The sequence below is a fragment of the Streptomyces sp. PTY087I2 genome (assembly GCF_001687325.1).
Lineage (GTDB): Bacteria > Actinomycetota > Actinomycetes > Streptomycetales > Streptomycetaceae > Streptomyces.
Map to the genome: position 1 here is coordinate 57,784 of NZ_LZRD01000025.1, position 12,965 is coordinate 70,748.

The window sequence follows — 12,965 nt, forward strand, 5'->3', positions numbered from 1 at the left end:
GGGAGACGCGAACACCGAGGGGGGCTTAGCGTCATGAGCCAGGACTCCGCCACCGCGACGGAGGCCGCACGCAAGCTGACCGGGCGGCGACGCCGGGAAGTCGTTGCCGTGCTGCTGTTCAGCGGCGGCCCTATCTTCGAGAGCTCCATCCCGCTCTCCGTTTTCGGGATCGACCGGCAGGACGCGGGAGTTCCCCGCTACCGCCTGCTGGTCTGCGGGGGCGAGGAAGGACCGCTGCGCACCACAGGTGGGCTCGAACTCACCGCGCCGTACGGCCTGGAGGCGATCAGCAGGGCCGGCACCGTGGTGGTGCCCGCCTGGCGGTCGATCACCTCGCCGCCGCCCGCCGAGGCACTGGACGCGCTGCGGCGCGCCCATGAGGAGGGCGCCCGCATCGTCGGTCTGTGCACGGGAGCCTTCGTGCTCGCGGCCGCCGGCCTGCTGGACGGCCGGCCGGCCACCACACACTGGATGTACGCGCCGACGCTGGCCAAGCGCTATCCGTCGGTGCACGTCGATCCGCGCGAGCTGTTCGTGGACGACGGCGATGTGCTCACCTCCGCCGGAACGGCGGCGGGTATCGATCTCTGCCTCCATATAGTCCGCACCGACCACGGCACGGAGGCCGCCGGGGCACTCGCCCGCCGGCTCGTCGTGCCGCCGCGGCGCAGTGGCGGGCAGGAGCGCTACCTGGACAGGTCTTTACCGGAGGAGATCGGGTCCGACCCGCTCGCCGAGGTCGTGGCCTGGGCCCTGGAGCATCTGCACGAGCAGTTCGACGTGGAGACGCTCGCGGCGCGCGCCTACATGAGCAGGCGGACCTTCGACCGCAGGTTCCGTTCGCTCACCGGCAGCGCACCGCTCCAGTGGCTGATCACCCAGCGGGTGCTTCAGGCACAGAGGCTGCTGGAGACCTCCGACTACTCGGTCGACGAGGTCGCCGGCCGCTGCGGATTCCGCTCCCCGGTCGCGCTGCGCGGGCACTTCCGCCGCCAGCTCGGCTCCTCCCCCGCCGCGTACCGGGCCGCCTACCGGGCCCGTCGTCCGCAGGGGGTGGCGGAGAGTGCCGCGACGGTGGTCGAGACGATGGTGCCCAGCCAGGGGCCGTCGTCCGGACGCCGGGGTTCCGCGTTGCCCTCCGCACCGGTCGCCATGGCGGCCGCGACGGGTCCCGGGGAGCACTCCCTGCCCGGCCCCGACGCGTTCGTTCCCGGACGCCCGGCCCTGCCGGGACAGCGGAGTGCCCCGTAGGGTGGGGCCCATGAACGACCGCATGGTGTGGATCGACTGCGAGATGACCGGGCTCTCGTTGACGGACGACGCACTCATCGAGGTGGCCGCCCTGGTCACCGACTCGGAGCTGAACGTGCTCGGCGAAGGGGTGGACATCGTGATCCGCCCGCCGGACGCGGCCCTGGAGACCATGCCCGAGGTGGTGCGGCAGATGCACACCGCCTCGGGCCTCCTCGACGAGCTGGCCGGGGGCACCACCCTGGCGGACGCCGAGGAGCAGGTCCTGGCCTACGTCCGCGAGCATGTGAAGGAGCCCGGCAAGGCCCCGCTCTGCGGAAACTCGGTCGGTACCGACCGCGGCTTCCTGGCGCGGGACATGCGGGATCTGGAGAGCTATCTCCACTACCGGATCGTGGACGTGTCCTCGGTCAAGGAGCTGGCCCGGCGCTGGTTCCCCCGGGCGTATTTCAACAGCCCGGACAAGAATGGCAACCACCGGGCGCTGGCGGACATCCGTGACTCCATCACGGAGCTCCGCTACTACCGGGAGGCGGTCTTCGTCCCGCAGCCCGGCCCGGACTCGGAGCGCGCCAAGGAGATCGCGGCGCGTCTGGCGGCCCCGACCGCACCGTAGGAACCCGCTGGTCACGGGCGTGGAAGCGCCCGCGGACCGGCCCCGGGAAACGGGGGCGCGAGCACCCTCCCGGACCCTGTACACTTTTTCTCGGCCGGTCGGAAACGACCGGGCGACATGGTGGGTATAGCTCAGCTGGTAGAGCACCTGGTTGTGGTCCAGGATGTCGCGGGTTCAAGTCCCGTTACTCACCCTTCAGGGAAAGCCCCTGATCTGCGGAAACGCAGGTCAGGGGCTTTTTCGCGCGCCATGGCGGAGGAAACCCCGGGGCAAGTTCGTCATCCTCGGCGGGTCCCCGTGGCGCCGGACATACGGTGGTGGTCATGCCATCCCACGACATCAACCCGTCCGGTCCCCGTCCGTCCCCTGTCGAGGAGACCGACTGGGCTCAGGTCTCCGAGGAGATGAACGCGCACGGATACGCGATCACCTCGCCGGTCCTCGATCCGGAGCAGTGCCGGAGCATCGCCGAGTTATACGACGACACCGAGAGATTCCGCGCCACCATCGACATGCAGCGCTACCGGTTCGGGGCCGGGCAGTACCGGTACTTCGACCACCCGATCCCCGAGGTCGTCGCGGAGCTGCGCGAGGCCTTCTACCCGCGGCTGCTGCCGATCGCCCGGGAGTGGGCCGAGAAGCTGAAACGGCCCGCGCCCTGGCCGGACAGCCTCCAGGAGTGGCTCGCGATGTGCCACGAGGCGGGGCAGACCCGGCCGACGCCGATCCTGCTGCGCTACGGGCAGGGCGACTGGAACGCCCTGCACCGGGATCTGTACGGGGACCTGGTCTTCCCGCTCCAGGTGGTCATCGGGCTCGACACGTACGCGGCCGACTACACCGGCGGCGAGTTCCTCATGGTCGAGCAGCGGCCCCGGGCGCAGTCCCGGGGCAGTTCGGCTGTCCTTCCGCAGGGCAGCGGGCTGGTCTTCACCACCCGGGACCGGCCGGTGGCCTCGGCCCGCGGCTGGTCGGCCGCGCCCATGCGGCACGGGGTGAGCACCGTGCGCTCCGGTCTCCGCCGCACCCTCGGGCTGGTGTTCCATGACGCCGCCTGACGCCCCGCACACCGCCGCCGAACTGGACGCGCTCCTGCGGCTCATCCCGTCCTCGGTCCGGGACGTCGCCGTCGGGCACGGGCGGGACGGGGTCCACCGGGCCGCCGCCGAGGCCTTCGTCGCGGCGTGGGAGGCGACCGGGCGCACGGTCACGGCGGTCGTGGACTGGCCCGAGGAGGCCGCCTCCTGGCTCCGGCCCGCGCGGCGGTTCGCCGCCGGGGCCCCGGACGCCTGGGTGGTGGCCGGGGCGCCGCCGGGCTGGGCGCGGATGAGCCGGCGGCTGGCGCACAGCACCGACTGGGCGGCGGACCGTACGTACGCCTTCGCCTCGCTCGACACCCCGCGGCTCGCGGAGCTCGCCGGGGCCCCGGTCCTCGACGGGCTGCGCGGCGCCACGGCGGACGGCGGCACCTGGCAGATCTTCGACGGCGGCAGGACGCACTGGCCGCCTCCTGCCCCGGTCGCCGCGGCCGAGGACGGCGGTCCGGTGCTGGGGGCGGACGGGCGCAGGCGCTGTCCGTGGGCTGCCGGGCATCCGCTGAATCTGGCGTACCACGACAGCGAATGGGGGCTGCCGGTCCACGGCGAACAGGCGCTGTTCGAGCGGGTCTCGCTGGAGGCGTTCCAGGCCGGGCTGAGCTGGCTGACGATCCTCGCCAAGCGGCCCGCGTTCCGTGCGGCGTTCGACGGGTTCGTCCCGGAGAAGGTGGCGGCGTACACGGACGCCGATGTCCTGCGGCTGATGGCCGACGCCGGGATCGTCCGCAACCGGGCCAAGATCGAGGCGACCGTGCGCAACGCCCGTGCCGTCCTGGCGCTGCGGGAGAGCGGCGGCCTGGACCGGCTGATCTGGTCGCACCGGCCCGCCGAGACCCCGCGGCCGCGGACGGTGGCCGAGGTGCCGACGAGCACCCCCGGGTCGAAGGCCCTGGCCCGCGAGCTGCGGTCGTACGGGTTCAGCTTCGTCGGCCCGACCACGAGTTACGCCCTCATGGAGGCCATCGGGATGGTCGACACGCATCTCGTGGGCTGCCACCGCCGGGGCTCGCGGCAGGCTGCCGGCTGAGGGGCCGGGCTTCCGTCAGCGGGCGGGTCCGAACCAGCGGGTGAGCGAGTCCCGCAGTTCGGGCCCGTCCCGCCGGTCGCCCCGCCCGCTCCAGGCCGTGTAGCCGTCGGGCCGCACGAGCAGGGCCGTGGTGCCGAGCGGCTCGTCGGTCGTGGCGGTGACGACGTCGACCCGGTCGTGCCACGGGGCGGCCGCCGCGCGCAGCTCGGCGTGGTCGGCGAGGTCGAGGAGGACCGGGCGCGCGGCGTGCAGCAGTCCGGCGAGGGTGGCGGTGCCCTCGGCGGTCTTCAGCGTGAGGTCGGGGGCGAGCCGGCCGACCAGCGGGGCGTTTCTGCGCAGCCCCATGTCGTACACCAGCGAGGTGCCGGTGATCATGCTGCTGAGGTGGTCGTTGACCTCGTCGAAGTGCATCAGCTCCGCGAAGAGCTCGCGCAGCGCGTCGGTGCGCGGGGCCGGGTCCATCAGCGCGACCTGGGCGCGCACGTTGTGCAGGACGGCGGCCGCGTCGGGGTGGCGCTCGGCCTGATAGGTGTCCAGCAGGTCGGCGGGGGCGCCTCCGCGTAGATGCGCGGCCAGCTTCCAGCAGAGGTTGAAGGCGTCCTGGAGGCCGAGGTTGACGCCCTGTCCGCCCGCCGGGAAGTGCACATGGGCCGCGTCCCCGGCGAGCAGGACCCGGCCGTGGCGGTAGGTCTCGGCCTGGAGTGCGGCGTCGCTGAAGCGGGTGAGCCAGGTCGGCGAGTCCATCGGGACCTCGCGGCCGGCGATGCGGGCGACCTCCGTCCGTAGCTCGTCCAGGGTGACCGGGGAGTGCCGGTCGGGGTGCGGGCCGCGGAAGTCGTACGTACACACCCGGCTGCGGCCGGACGGCGACACCCACAGCAGGGTCCAGCCGTGCGGTGTGCGCTGCCACCCCGACGGGGCGTTCCACGGGTCGAGGAGGCGGACCTCGCCCATCAGGGCGGAGACCGTGGCGGGCGTGCCGGTGAAGGCGATGCCGGAGAGCTTGCGGACCGCGCTGCGCGCCCCGTCCGCGCCGACGACCCAGCGGGCCGTGACCGTACGGGGGTGGCCGGCCGTGTCGCGCAGGTCGAGCCGGACGTGGTCGCATTCCTGGTGGATGCCGGTCAGCTCGCTGTCCCGTTCGACGCGGGCGCCGAGCGTACGGGCGTGTCCGGCGAACACCTCCTGGGCCCAGGCCTGCGGGCTGGTGATCATGGCCGGGCCCTCGTCCACCACCCGGGACAGATCCAGGTCGAACAGCGCGCCGAAGTGGAAGCGGACCCTGCCCCGTTCGTCGCGCCGCGCGGGGGGCCCGGGCTGGACCGCGTCCAGGATGCCCCGCCGGTGCAGGAGTTGCGCGGTGCGGGCGTGCAGCGTGCTCGCCTTGGAGACGGGCGAGGGGGTGGGCAGCTTCTCGTACACCGTCGTGCGGACGCCCAGGAGGGCCAGCTCTCTGGCGACCAGCATGCCGACCGGACCACCGCCCACCACGGCGACGTCTGTGTCCACGGCGGTGGGAACCGTCTCCCGGGGGCTGGCGGGCATGGCAGCTCCGTCTGTCGTCGGTGGTGGGGGGTCGCAGGGTCAAACCCCGTGTGAACAGTCCCGGTTGCGCGGCTCTCTGGCTCGATTCTTCAGCGGCCGCTGCGACAGTGCAGCCAGGAGAGCGGCCACCACGGCTTCGACCTGTTTCCTCTCCGGTCGCGCAGAGATCACGATGGAAGAGGTGTGTCATGTCAAGCATGCCGCTGAGTGGCAAGGCGCTGCGCCTGGCACGGCTGTCCAGGCGGGGTGACGGCCGCTATCTGTTCGTCCCGCTCGACCACTCCGTGTCCGACGGCCCCTTCGTCAGCGGTGCGGGCTTCCGCGAGCTGGTCCGCAGCATCAGCGAGGGCGGCGCGGACGCCGTCGTCGTCCACAAGGGCCGGGCCCGGATGATTCCGCCGGGCCTGCTCACCCGCACCGCGCTCGTGGTGCATCTGAGCGCCAGTACCGCCCATGCTCCGGACGTCGACGCCAAGGTCCTGGTCGGCGATGTGGAGGACGCCGTACGGATCGGCGCGGACGCCGTCAGTGTCCACGTCAACATCGGTTCGCCGACCGAGGCGGCACAGCTCGCCGATCTCGGCGCCGTCGCCTCGGCGTGCGACCGGTGGGGCATGCCGCTGCTGGCGATGATCTACCCGCGCGGGCCGCGGGTGGCGGATCCCAGCCTGCCGGAACTGGTCTCGCACGTCACCAGCATCGCCGCCGACCTCGGCGCCGACCTGGTCAAAACGGTCTTCGCCTCGCCGACGCCCCGGATGTCGGAAGTCGTGGCGAACTCCCCGCTGCCGGTCCTGGTGGCCGGAGGCGGGGGCAGCGGTCCCACCTTGCACCAGTTCGCGTCCTCGGCCCTGGCCGCCGGATGCAGCGGACTGGCTGTCGGGCGACGGGTCTTCGCCGGCCCGTCCCCCCGGCAGACGGTCCGGGAGCTCGCCGAAATCGTCCATGGCCGGGTGCTCGCGACCGAGCCGACTCCGCCCTCACACATGGCAGGTGTGCTGTGAAATTTGCCTGGATCGACATGCGTAACGTCCCCGCGGAGCACCGTGAATCGGTGATCGACGCGGCCGTCCACGCCCGGGTCGACGCCATCGTCGACAGCGATGTCGCCACGCTGGCGACCCTGCCGAACACGGTGAAAAGGGTGCTGGCCGGCGCCCAGCGGCCGGCCGAGCAGACCCTCGACGACGTGATCGTGCTGAACGAGGTGGCCGACAGCGGCCGGCTGGGCGAGCTCCAGGCCCTCCACCGCAACGGTCAGAAGGACACCGCCGGTCTGGTCAACGTGGTCGACGACCCGTCGCTGACGCTGGCCTGCGACACGGCGATCGCGCTGGCGTACACCGTGGTGGAGTTCAAGGACCCGACGAAGATCCCGCTGGAGATCGTGATCGCGGCGGCCGACCGTTCGCCGGGCCAGCTGATCTGCCGGGCCGACGACATCGAGGAGGCCCAGGTCATCGTCGACGTCCTGGAGAAGGGTTCGGAGGGCGTCCTGCTGTCGCCCCGGGACGCCAACGACGTCTTCGCCCTGGTGGAGATGCTCCAGGTGAAGACGCCCGCGCTCCAGCTGTCCACGCTGACCGTCGAATCCATCGAGCACCTCGGGCTCGGGGACCGGGTGTGCATCGACACCTGCACCCATTTCGAGAAGGACGAGGGGATGCTCGTCGGCTCGTACGCGCACGGGTTCATCCTGTGCGTGAGCGAGACCCATCCCCTGCCGTACATGCCGACCCGTCCGTTCCGTATCAACGCGGGCGCGCTGCACAGCTATGTCTTCGGCCAGGACAACCGCACCAACTACCTCAGCGAGCTCAAGGCGGGCAGTTCCGTCCTCGCGGTCGGCGCCGACGGACGCACCCGCCGCATCGTGGTGGGCCGCATCAAGCTGGAGTCCCGGCCGCTGCTGAGCATCAAGGCCCGTTCGACGGAGGGCGTCGAGGTCAACCTCATCGTCCAGGACGACTGGCATGTGCGGGTCCTCGGGCCCGGTGCCGCCGTGCTGAACGTCACCGAGCTCAAGCAGGGCGACCAGGTGCTGGGCCATGTCGCCACCGACAAGCGGCATGTCGGCTGGCCGGTCGGCGAGTTCTGCGTCGAGAAGTAGCACCCGGTGTCCGGTCCGGGGCAGCCCGCGCGGCGGCCCCGGACCGGACCTGTCGCAGGACGGACGATCCGGCCGGTGGGAAGGGACCATGTCGCAACAGTCCTGGCAAGCTCCGCTGTCGTCGCTGGTGCACCGCGCCCGGGGCCCGGTCTGGGTGCAGGCCGGGCGGCCCGGCTCCGAGGTCGACGCGACCGCGCTCCGGGTCCGGACGGACCGGCTGGCGCACACCTTCCGCTGCCACGGGATCGGTCCCGGCAGCACCGTCGCGCTGCACGGAACACCGAGTTTCACCCAGCTGTGGTCGCTGTTCGCCCTCTGGTCGCTGGACGCGCAGGTGATCCTGCTGGAGCCACGGCCCGGGCAGGCGGAGCGCGAGGCGCTGCTCGAACTCTGCGCGCCGCAGTACGTCATGACCTTCGGCGAACTGTACGGGCGCGAGGACCTGTTCGTCGGTGAGTGCGAGGTGCTGGTACGCCGTCGGCGCACCGGCCGCCCGGCGCGCACCGGCCACTGCCTCGTGCAGTTCTCCTCCGGAACGACGGGGCGCCCCAAGGCCGTCGGCCGTACCGCGCGGTCGCTGCTGACCGAGCTGGAGCGGCTGCGCGCCCTCCCGGAGATGCCCCGGGAGGGCGAACGGGTCGCGGTGCTGGGCCCGGTGGCCCACTCGTTCGCCCTGGTCGCGGGCGTTCTGTACGCGCTCGGCGCCGGCGCCACCGTGGTCTTCCCCACCTCGCAGGATCCGGAGGCGCTCGCCGCGTCGGCCCACGGGTCGCACGTGGTGATCGGCGGCCCCCGGCACTTCGGGGCGCTGGCCCACGCGGACGCCGGGCTCACCCTGCCGGATCTGCGGCTCGCCGTCTCCGGCGGGGACGTGCTGGACGCCGGGGACGCCGGGGCCTTCGCCCGCCGGTACGGCGTGCTGGTGGGGCAGGGGTACGGGACGACGGAGACCGGGATGGTGTCGACGGATCTGTCGGGGGCGGCCGGGCCGGGGGCGATCGGTACGCCCGTGCCCGGTGTCCGGACCCGCATCCTCGGCGGCGTCCTCGGTGTTCATCTTCCCGCGTCTCCCTATCTGTACGAGGATCTGCCGCCGCACGACGGCTGGCTGTCCACGCAGGACCTGGTGACCCGCGATCCGGCGACCGGCGTGCTGCGGCTGCGCGGCCGGGTCGAGAGCCTCGCGCCGGGCGGTGTCGACGCGCTGCGGATCGAGGCGGTGCTCCGTGCCCACCAGGACGTCACCGACGCCGTGGTGCTCGGGGCCGATCCGCCGCAGGCCCTGGTCGCGTGCGGCGACGGGCTGACGCGCACGGATCTGGCCGCCTGGTGCCACCGCTTCCTCGGCCCTTCCGGGGTCGCGCCGCGCTTCCACCTGGTGCCCGAACTCCCCCGCACGGCGGGCGGGAAGGTGCTGCGCGACCGGGACTGGCTGCACGGGCGCAGCTGGTCCAGCCGTCCTGCCGCACGGCAGGACGGCCGGCGACAAGAGAGACGGGAGCGACGATGACAGGCACCGTTGCGTACGGACGTGACGTCACCGGAACCGGCAAGGCGGGCCGCAGCGGGTCGCACGCCCTCGCGGTGGCGCGGGCCTGCCGGCTGATGGACGAGTCCGCTGCCCCGCCGAACCTCCAGGAGCTGGCGCACTCGGCCGGCTACAGCCGTTTCCACTTCCACCGGATGTTCAAGACCTTCACCGGGGTGACCCCGCACGCGTACGTGTCGGTGGTGCGCGCCCGTCGCGTACGCCATGAACTGGCGCACGCCCCCACGGTGTCGGACGCCATCTACCGGTCGGGCTTCAACTCCAACGGGCACTTCTACTCCGCGTCCCCGGCGATCCTCGGCATGACGCCGCAGGAGTTCCGCTCGGGCGGCCGCGGGACCGTGATCCGGTACGCCTGTGCTCCGTCGTCGCTGGGCCCGGTGCTGGTCGCGGCGGCGGACAAGGGCGTGTGCGCGGTGCTGGCGGCGGCCGGGGCGCCGGGCCGGGCGGTCCTGGCCCGGCTGTTCCCGCTGGCCCGGCTGACGGCCGGGGACAGCGGGTTCGCGGCGCGGGTGAGCGCCGCGGTCCGCCGGGCGGAGCCGCCGGCGGCCGGCCGGGCGCTGCTGCCCGTGGATCTGCTGGAGGTGTGCCTGCACGAGCGGGTGCGCCAGGAGCTCTCGGGGCCCGGCGCGGCCGTGTGAGGCGCGCCGGGCCCGTCCCGGCTCAGCCGGAGTTGCCGAGGTTCCCGCGCAGGCCCTTGAACCCGTCGAACGAGTCGAGGTCGGGCACGGTCCAGCCGTCGAGGTCGTACTCCTGGAGGCACTGTTCGGCGAAGCCCTTGTAGGCGGCCACCTGACCGCTGGCCTCCTGCGCCTGGAGGATGTCGGTGCGCACCGCCTCGTGGTTGCCCGAGTAGTTGCGCTCGTACAGCTCGTGGCGGCCGCCGAACTCGGTGCCGACGGCGTCCCACAGCAGCTTCATGAGCTTGACGCGGCTGACGGCTTCGTGGCCGCCCGAGCCGCGTACGTACTTGTCGAGGTACGGGCGGATCTCGGGGTTCTTGAAGTCCTCGGCGCCGGAGGTGGTGTAGATCAGTCCGCTGGCGACGTCCTGCTGGATGATCTCCTTGATGCGCGGGTAGCCGATCGTCATGAACCAGCGGTAGGCCATGCCGTAGTCGAGGCGCGGCAGCAGTGCGCCGTTCTTCCACTCCTGGGGGTTGCGGGCCGCGGCGTCGCTGAGGGCCCAGAACATGTTCCGCCAGGCCAGCACCTCGCCGACCCGGGCCTGGACGCCCCGGAAGTCCTTGGTGCCGGTCATCTCGACGGCCTTGAGCAGCAGCCCGGCGATGAAGTCGATCTTCACGGCGAGGCGGATGGAACCGTGGAAGGTGAGGCGTTCCAGGAAGCCGGACTGCGGCGCGAACCCGTTGACCCGGTCGACGTCCCCGTACAGGAAGACGTTCTCCCAGGGGATGAGGACCTTGTCCATGACGAAGATCGTGTCGTTCTCGTCGAACCTGCTGGAGAGCGGGTAGTCGAAGGGGGTGCCGAGGACCCCGGCGGTCGCCGCGTACGACGGCCGGCAGATCAGCTTCAGTCCCGGCGCGTCCATCGGGACGGTCGCGACGAGCGCGAACTCCTTGTCCTTCAGGGGCAGTCCGTAGTGCGACACGAAGTTGAAGTGGGTGATCGCCGAACCGGTGGCGACGACCTTGGCGCCGCTGACGATCAGCCCGTTGTCGGTCTCCTTCTCCACGTGGACGTAGACGTCCCTGACCTCTTCCGCGGGGCGGTTGCGGTCGACCGGCGGGTGGATGATCGCGTGGTTCCAGAAGAGCACCTGCTCCTGGGACTCGCGGTACCAGCGCCGGGCGTTCTCCTGGTAGGGCGCGTAGTAGTCGCTGTTGGCGCCGAGCGTGCCGAGGAACGCGGCCTTGTAGTCGGGGCTGCGGCCCATCCAGCCGTACGTCATCCTCGCCCACTCCGCGATCGCCTCGCGGTCCTCGACGAGGTCCTGGACGCTGCGGGGGGTGCGGAAGAACTTGTGGGTCCAGCCGTCGGAGCCGGTGTCGGTGGGGGCGGTGAGGACATCGCGCCGGGCCGGGTCGTGGAGGGCGTCGTAGAGCCGCGCGGTCATCAGCGCGGAGTTGCGGAAGGCGGGGTGGGCCGTCACGTCCTTGACCCGGTCGCCGTAGAGGTGGATCTCCCGGCCGTCGCGCAGCGACTCCAGGTACGCGTCGCCGGTCAGCGGGCGTGTCACCCGGCGCGGGGAATCCGGGCCGCCGGCCGCTGTCGCCGCTTCTGCCGTCTCGCCCTGCTCAAGCGTCATGTCGGTTTCCTTTTCGGGTGGTTGAGCCCCGCGAGGGGCCGGCGGTGAAGAAGGGCGCCCGGCGTCAGCGGCGGGCGGATCCGAGATCGGCGGCCGAGCGCAGGGCGTGGAAGGAACCGCGGTGGAAGACCAGGGGCTCGCCGCCCGGGGCGTCGAAGCTCAGCACCTCGCCGACGTACAGCAGATGGTCGCCGCCGTCGTAGGAGGCCCACGGCCCGCAGGCAAGGTGCGCGACGGTTCCGGCCAGCCGCGGCGCGGGCCCGGCGTCCTGCCACTCGATGTCCTCGTGGGGCGCCTCGCTCCGGCCGGCGAAGCGCAGCGCGAGGTCGCCCTGGTCCGCCGCGAGGACGTTCACCCCGAACGGCCCGCCGGCCAGCAGCGCGCTCAGCCTGGAGCGCCGGTCCAGGGACACCATGATCAGCGGCGGCCGGAGCGAGACGGAGGTGAACGAGCTGACGGTGGCGCCGTGCACCGTTCCGAGGTCGCCGTGGAGGGTGGTGACGACGGTGACTCCGGACGCGAACTGTCCCAGGCAGTCCCGGAAACTTCGCTCGCCTGCGCTCACGAGAATTCCTCCACATCGGGAATGCGAGTACATCGAAAATGTGAGACACAAAGGAAATGCGCTGCACATTCCCCAGCGATACACGACCAGTGTCGCAGGGGTGTCTGAAGAATCAATCAAGGGAGCACCGGGCGCATTTCCGTGCTTGACAGGGAATACGCGCCGCAGTTTAGATGACCGCATCGTCAGAGGTATGCCGTCGAAGGGATCAGGTGTGAGAATCCAGGTCGATTTGAGCGATGCCATTCAGGACTATGTCGCCGATGTCTCCCTGCGCGAACCCGATCTGCTGGCCGAACTGCGGGAGAAGACGTCCGAGCTGCCTCTGCATCTGATGCAGATATCTCCCGAACAGGGTCAGTTCCTGTCGCTGCTGGTGAAGGCGGTCGGCGCGAAGCGCACGCTGGAGGTCGGCGTCTTCACGGGCTACAGCCTGCTGTCGACGGCGCTGGCACTGCCCGCGGACGGCTCCGTGGTGGCCCTGGACCTCGACGAGGACTGGGCGGCGACGGCGCTGGAGTTCTGCGAGCGGGCCGGCGTGGCCGACAAGGTGGACTTCCGGCTCGGCGACGCGCGCGAGACCCTGGCGGACCTGTTGCGCGAGGACGGCGCGCCGGGTTCGTTCGACTTCGTGTTCATCGACGCGGACAAGGAGGGCTACGCCGAGTACTACGAGGCGGCCCTGAAGCTGCTGCGTCCGGGCGGCCTGGTCGTGGTGGACAACGTGCTGTGGCACGGGGCGGTCATCGACCACGAGGTGCAGGACTCGGAGACGCGGGCGCTGCGCGAGTTCAACGCCAAGCTGCACGACGACAAGCGCGTGGATCTGAGCCTGCTGCCGTTCGCGGACGGTCTGACCTTCGCGTTGAAGCGCTGACGCGGCCGTACGGAAGCCGCGGCCCTCGCCCGATTCCGCGGGGCGAGGGCCGCGGTG

Annotated in this window: 12 protein-coding genes and 1 tRNA gene; 10 read left to right on the forward strand and 3 right to left on the reverse strand. The window is 71.8% G+C overall.

The features are described from left to right. Positions 1-33: 33 nt before the first annotated feature. The 5 genes from A3Q37_RS26550 to A3Q37_RS26570 all read left to right on the forward strand — a co-directional run bounded on the left by A3Q37_RS26550 (position 34) and on the right by A3Q37_RS26570 (position 3,991). Positions 34-1,251 (forward strand): helix-turn-helix domain-containing protein, encoded by a 1,218-nt coding sequence (locus A3Q37_RS26550; RefSeq protein WP_065488148.1) that lies wholly within the window; start codon positions 34-36, stop codon positions 1,249-1,251. A 10-nt stretch (positions 1,252-1,261) separates the two neighbouring features. Further along, positions 1,262-1,867, forward strand: a complete 606-nt coding sequence (gene orn, locus A3Q37_RS26555; RefSeq protein WP_065488149.1) for an oligoribonuclease — start codon at positions 1,262-1,264, stop codon at positions 1,865-1,867. A gap of 120 nt (positions 1,868-1,987) precedes the next feature. Continuing rightward, a tRNA-His gene (locus A3Q37_RS26560) sits at positions 1,988-2,060 on the forward strand. A 130-nt stretch (positions 2,061-2,190) separates the two neighbouring features. Further along, positions 2,191-2,925, forward strand: a complete 735-nt coding sequence (locus A3Q37_RS26565; RefSeq protein WP_065488202.1) for a 2OG-Fe(II) oxygenase — start codon at positions 2,191-2,193, stop codon at positions 2,923-2,925. A 487-nt stretch (positions 2,926-3,412) separates the two neighbouring features. Next, entirely contained in the window at positions 3,413-3,991 is a 579-nt protein-coding gene (locus tag A3Q37_RS26570; protein ID WP_079138006.1) for a DNA-3-methyladenine glycosylase I, read from the forward strand. A 15-nt stretch (positions 3,992-4,006) separates the two neighbouring features. Here A3Q37_RS26570 and A3Q37_RS26575 read toward each other — a convergent pair whose 3' ends face one another. Next, a complete protein-coding gene (locus A3Q37_RS26575; protein WP_065488150.1) occupies positions 4,007-5,536 on the reverse strand; it encodes an FAD-dependent monooxygenase in 1,530 nt (509 codons plus the stop codon). A gap of 197 nt (positions 5,537-5,733) precedes the next feature. Here A3Q37_RS26575 and A3Q37_RS26580 point away from each other — a divergent pair, with 197 nt between their 5' ends. From A3Q37_RS26580 to A3Q37_RS26595, 4 genes are all read left to right on the forward strand, one after another. Next, on the forward strand, positions 5,734-6,540 hold the full coding sequence (locus tag A3Q37_RS26580) for a 2-amino-3,7-dideoxy-D-threo-hept-6-ulosonate synthase (protein WP_065488151.1): 807 nt from the start codon (positions 5,734-5,736) through the stop codon (positions 6,538-6,540). Beyond that, positions 6,537-7,646 (forward strand): 3-dehydroquinate synthase II, encoded by a 1,110-nt coding sequence (locus A3Q37_RS26585; RefSeq protein WP_065488152.1) that lies wholly within the window; start codon positions 6,537-6,539, stop codon positions 7,644-7,646. Before A3Q37_RS26580 ends, A3Q37_RS26585 begins: the two co-directional genes overlap by 4 nt. Positions 7,647-7,734: 88 nt before the next feature. Beyond that, positions 7,735-9,156, forward strand: coding sequence for a class I adenylate-forming enzyme family protein (locus A3Q37_RS26590; protein ID WP_255311954.1), 1,422 nt, complete (start codon positions 7,735-7,737; stop codon positions 9,154-9,156). Continuing rightward, entirely contained in the window at positions 9,153-9,836 is a 684-nt protein-coding gene (locus A3Q37_RS26595) for a helix-turn-helix domain-containing protein (RefSeq protein ID WP_065488153.1), read from the forward strand. The genes A3Q37_RS26590 and A3Q37_RS26595 overlap by 4 nt, the downstream gene beginning before the upstream one ends. Before the next feature lie 22 nt (positions 9,837-9,858). Here the strand turns inward: A3Q37_RS26595 and A3Q37_RS26600 are convergent, their stop codons facing one another. Further along, positions 9,859-11,466 (reverse strand): 4-hydroxyphenylacetate 3-hydroxylase family protein, encoded by a 1,608-nt coding sequence (locus tag A3Q37_RS26600; RefSeq protein WP_065488154.1) that lies wholly within the window; start codon positions 11,464-11,466, stop codon positions 9,859-9,861. Between the two features lie 64 nt (positions 11,467-11,530). Continuing rightward, positions 11,531-12,031, reverse strand: coding sequence for a flavin reductase family protein (locus A3Q37_RS26605; RefSeq protein WP_255311955.1), 501 nt, complete (start codon positions 12,029-12,031; stop codon positions 11,531-11,533). 214 nt (positions 12,032-12,245) lie between these two features. Here A3Q37_RS26605 and A3Q37_RS26610 point away from each other — a divergent pair, with 214 nt between their 5' ends. Continuing rightward, complete coding sequence (locus A3Q37_RS26610) at positions 12,246-12,908, forward strand: class I SAM-dependent methyltransferase (protein ID WP_218064572.1); 663 nt, start codon at positions 12,246-12,248, stop codon at positions 12,906-12,908. The last annotated feature ends 57 nt before the right edge of the window (positions 12,909-12,965 follow it).

What these genes read in the sequence shown, in the direction of transcription:
- A3Q37_RS26550 (WP_065488148.1), top strand. Translation starts at nt 34, where the DNA reads ATGAGCCAGGACTCCGCCACCGCGACGGAGGCCGCACGCAAGCTGACC.
- orn (WP_065488149.1), top strand. Translation starts at nt 1,262, where the DNA reads ATGAACGACCGCATGGTGTGGATCGACTGCGAGATGACCGGGCTCTCG.
- A3Q37_RS26565 (WP_065488202.1), top strand. Translation starts at nt 2,191, where the DNA reads ATGCCATCCCACGACATCAACCCGTCCGGTCCCCGTCCGTCCCCTGTC.
- A3Q37_RS26575 (WP_065488150.1), bottom strand. Translation starts at nt 5,536, where the DNA reads ATGCCCGCCAGCCCCCGGGAGACGGTTCCCACCGCCGTGGACACAGAC.
- A3Q37_RS26580 (WP_065488151.1), top strand. Translation starts at nt 5,734, where the DNA reads ATGCCGCTGAGTGGCAAGGCGCTGCGCCTGGCACGGCTGTCCAGGCGG.
- A3Q37_RS26590 (WP_255311954.1), top strand. Translation starts at nt 7,735, where the DNA reads ATGTCGCAACAGTCCTGGCAAGCTCCGCTGTCGTCGCTGGTGCACCGC.
- A3Q37_RS26595 (WP_065488153.1), top strand. Translation starts at nt 9,153, where the DNA reads ATGACAGGCACCGTTGCGTACGGACGTGACGTCACCGGAACCGGCAAG.
- A3Q37_RS26600 (WP_065488154.1), bottom strand. Translation starts at nt 11,466, where the DNA reads ATGACGCTTGAGCAGGGCGAGACGGCAGAAGCGGCGACAGCGGCCGGC.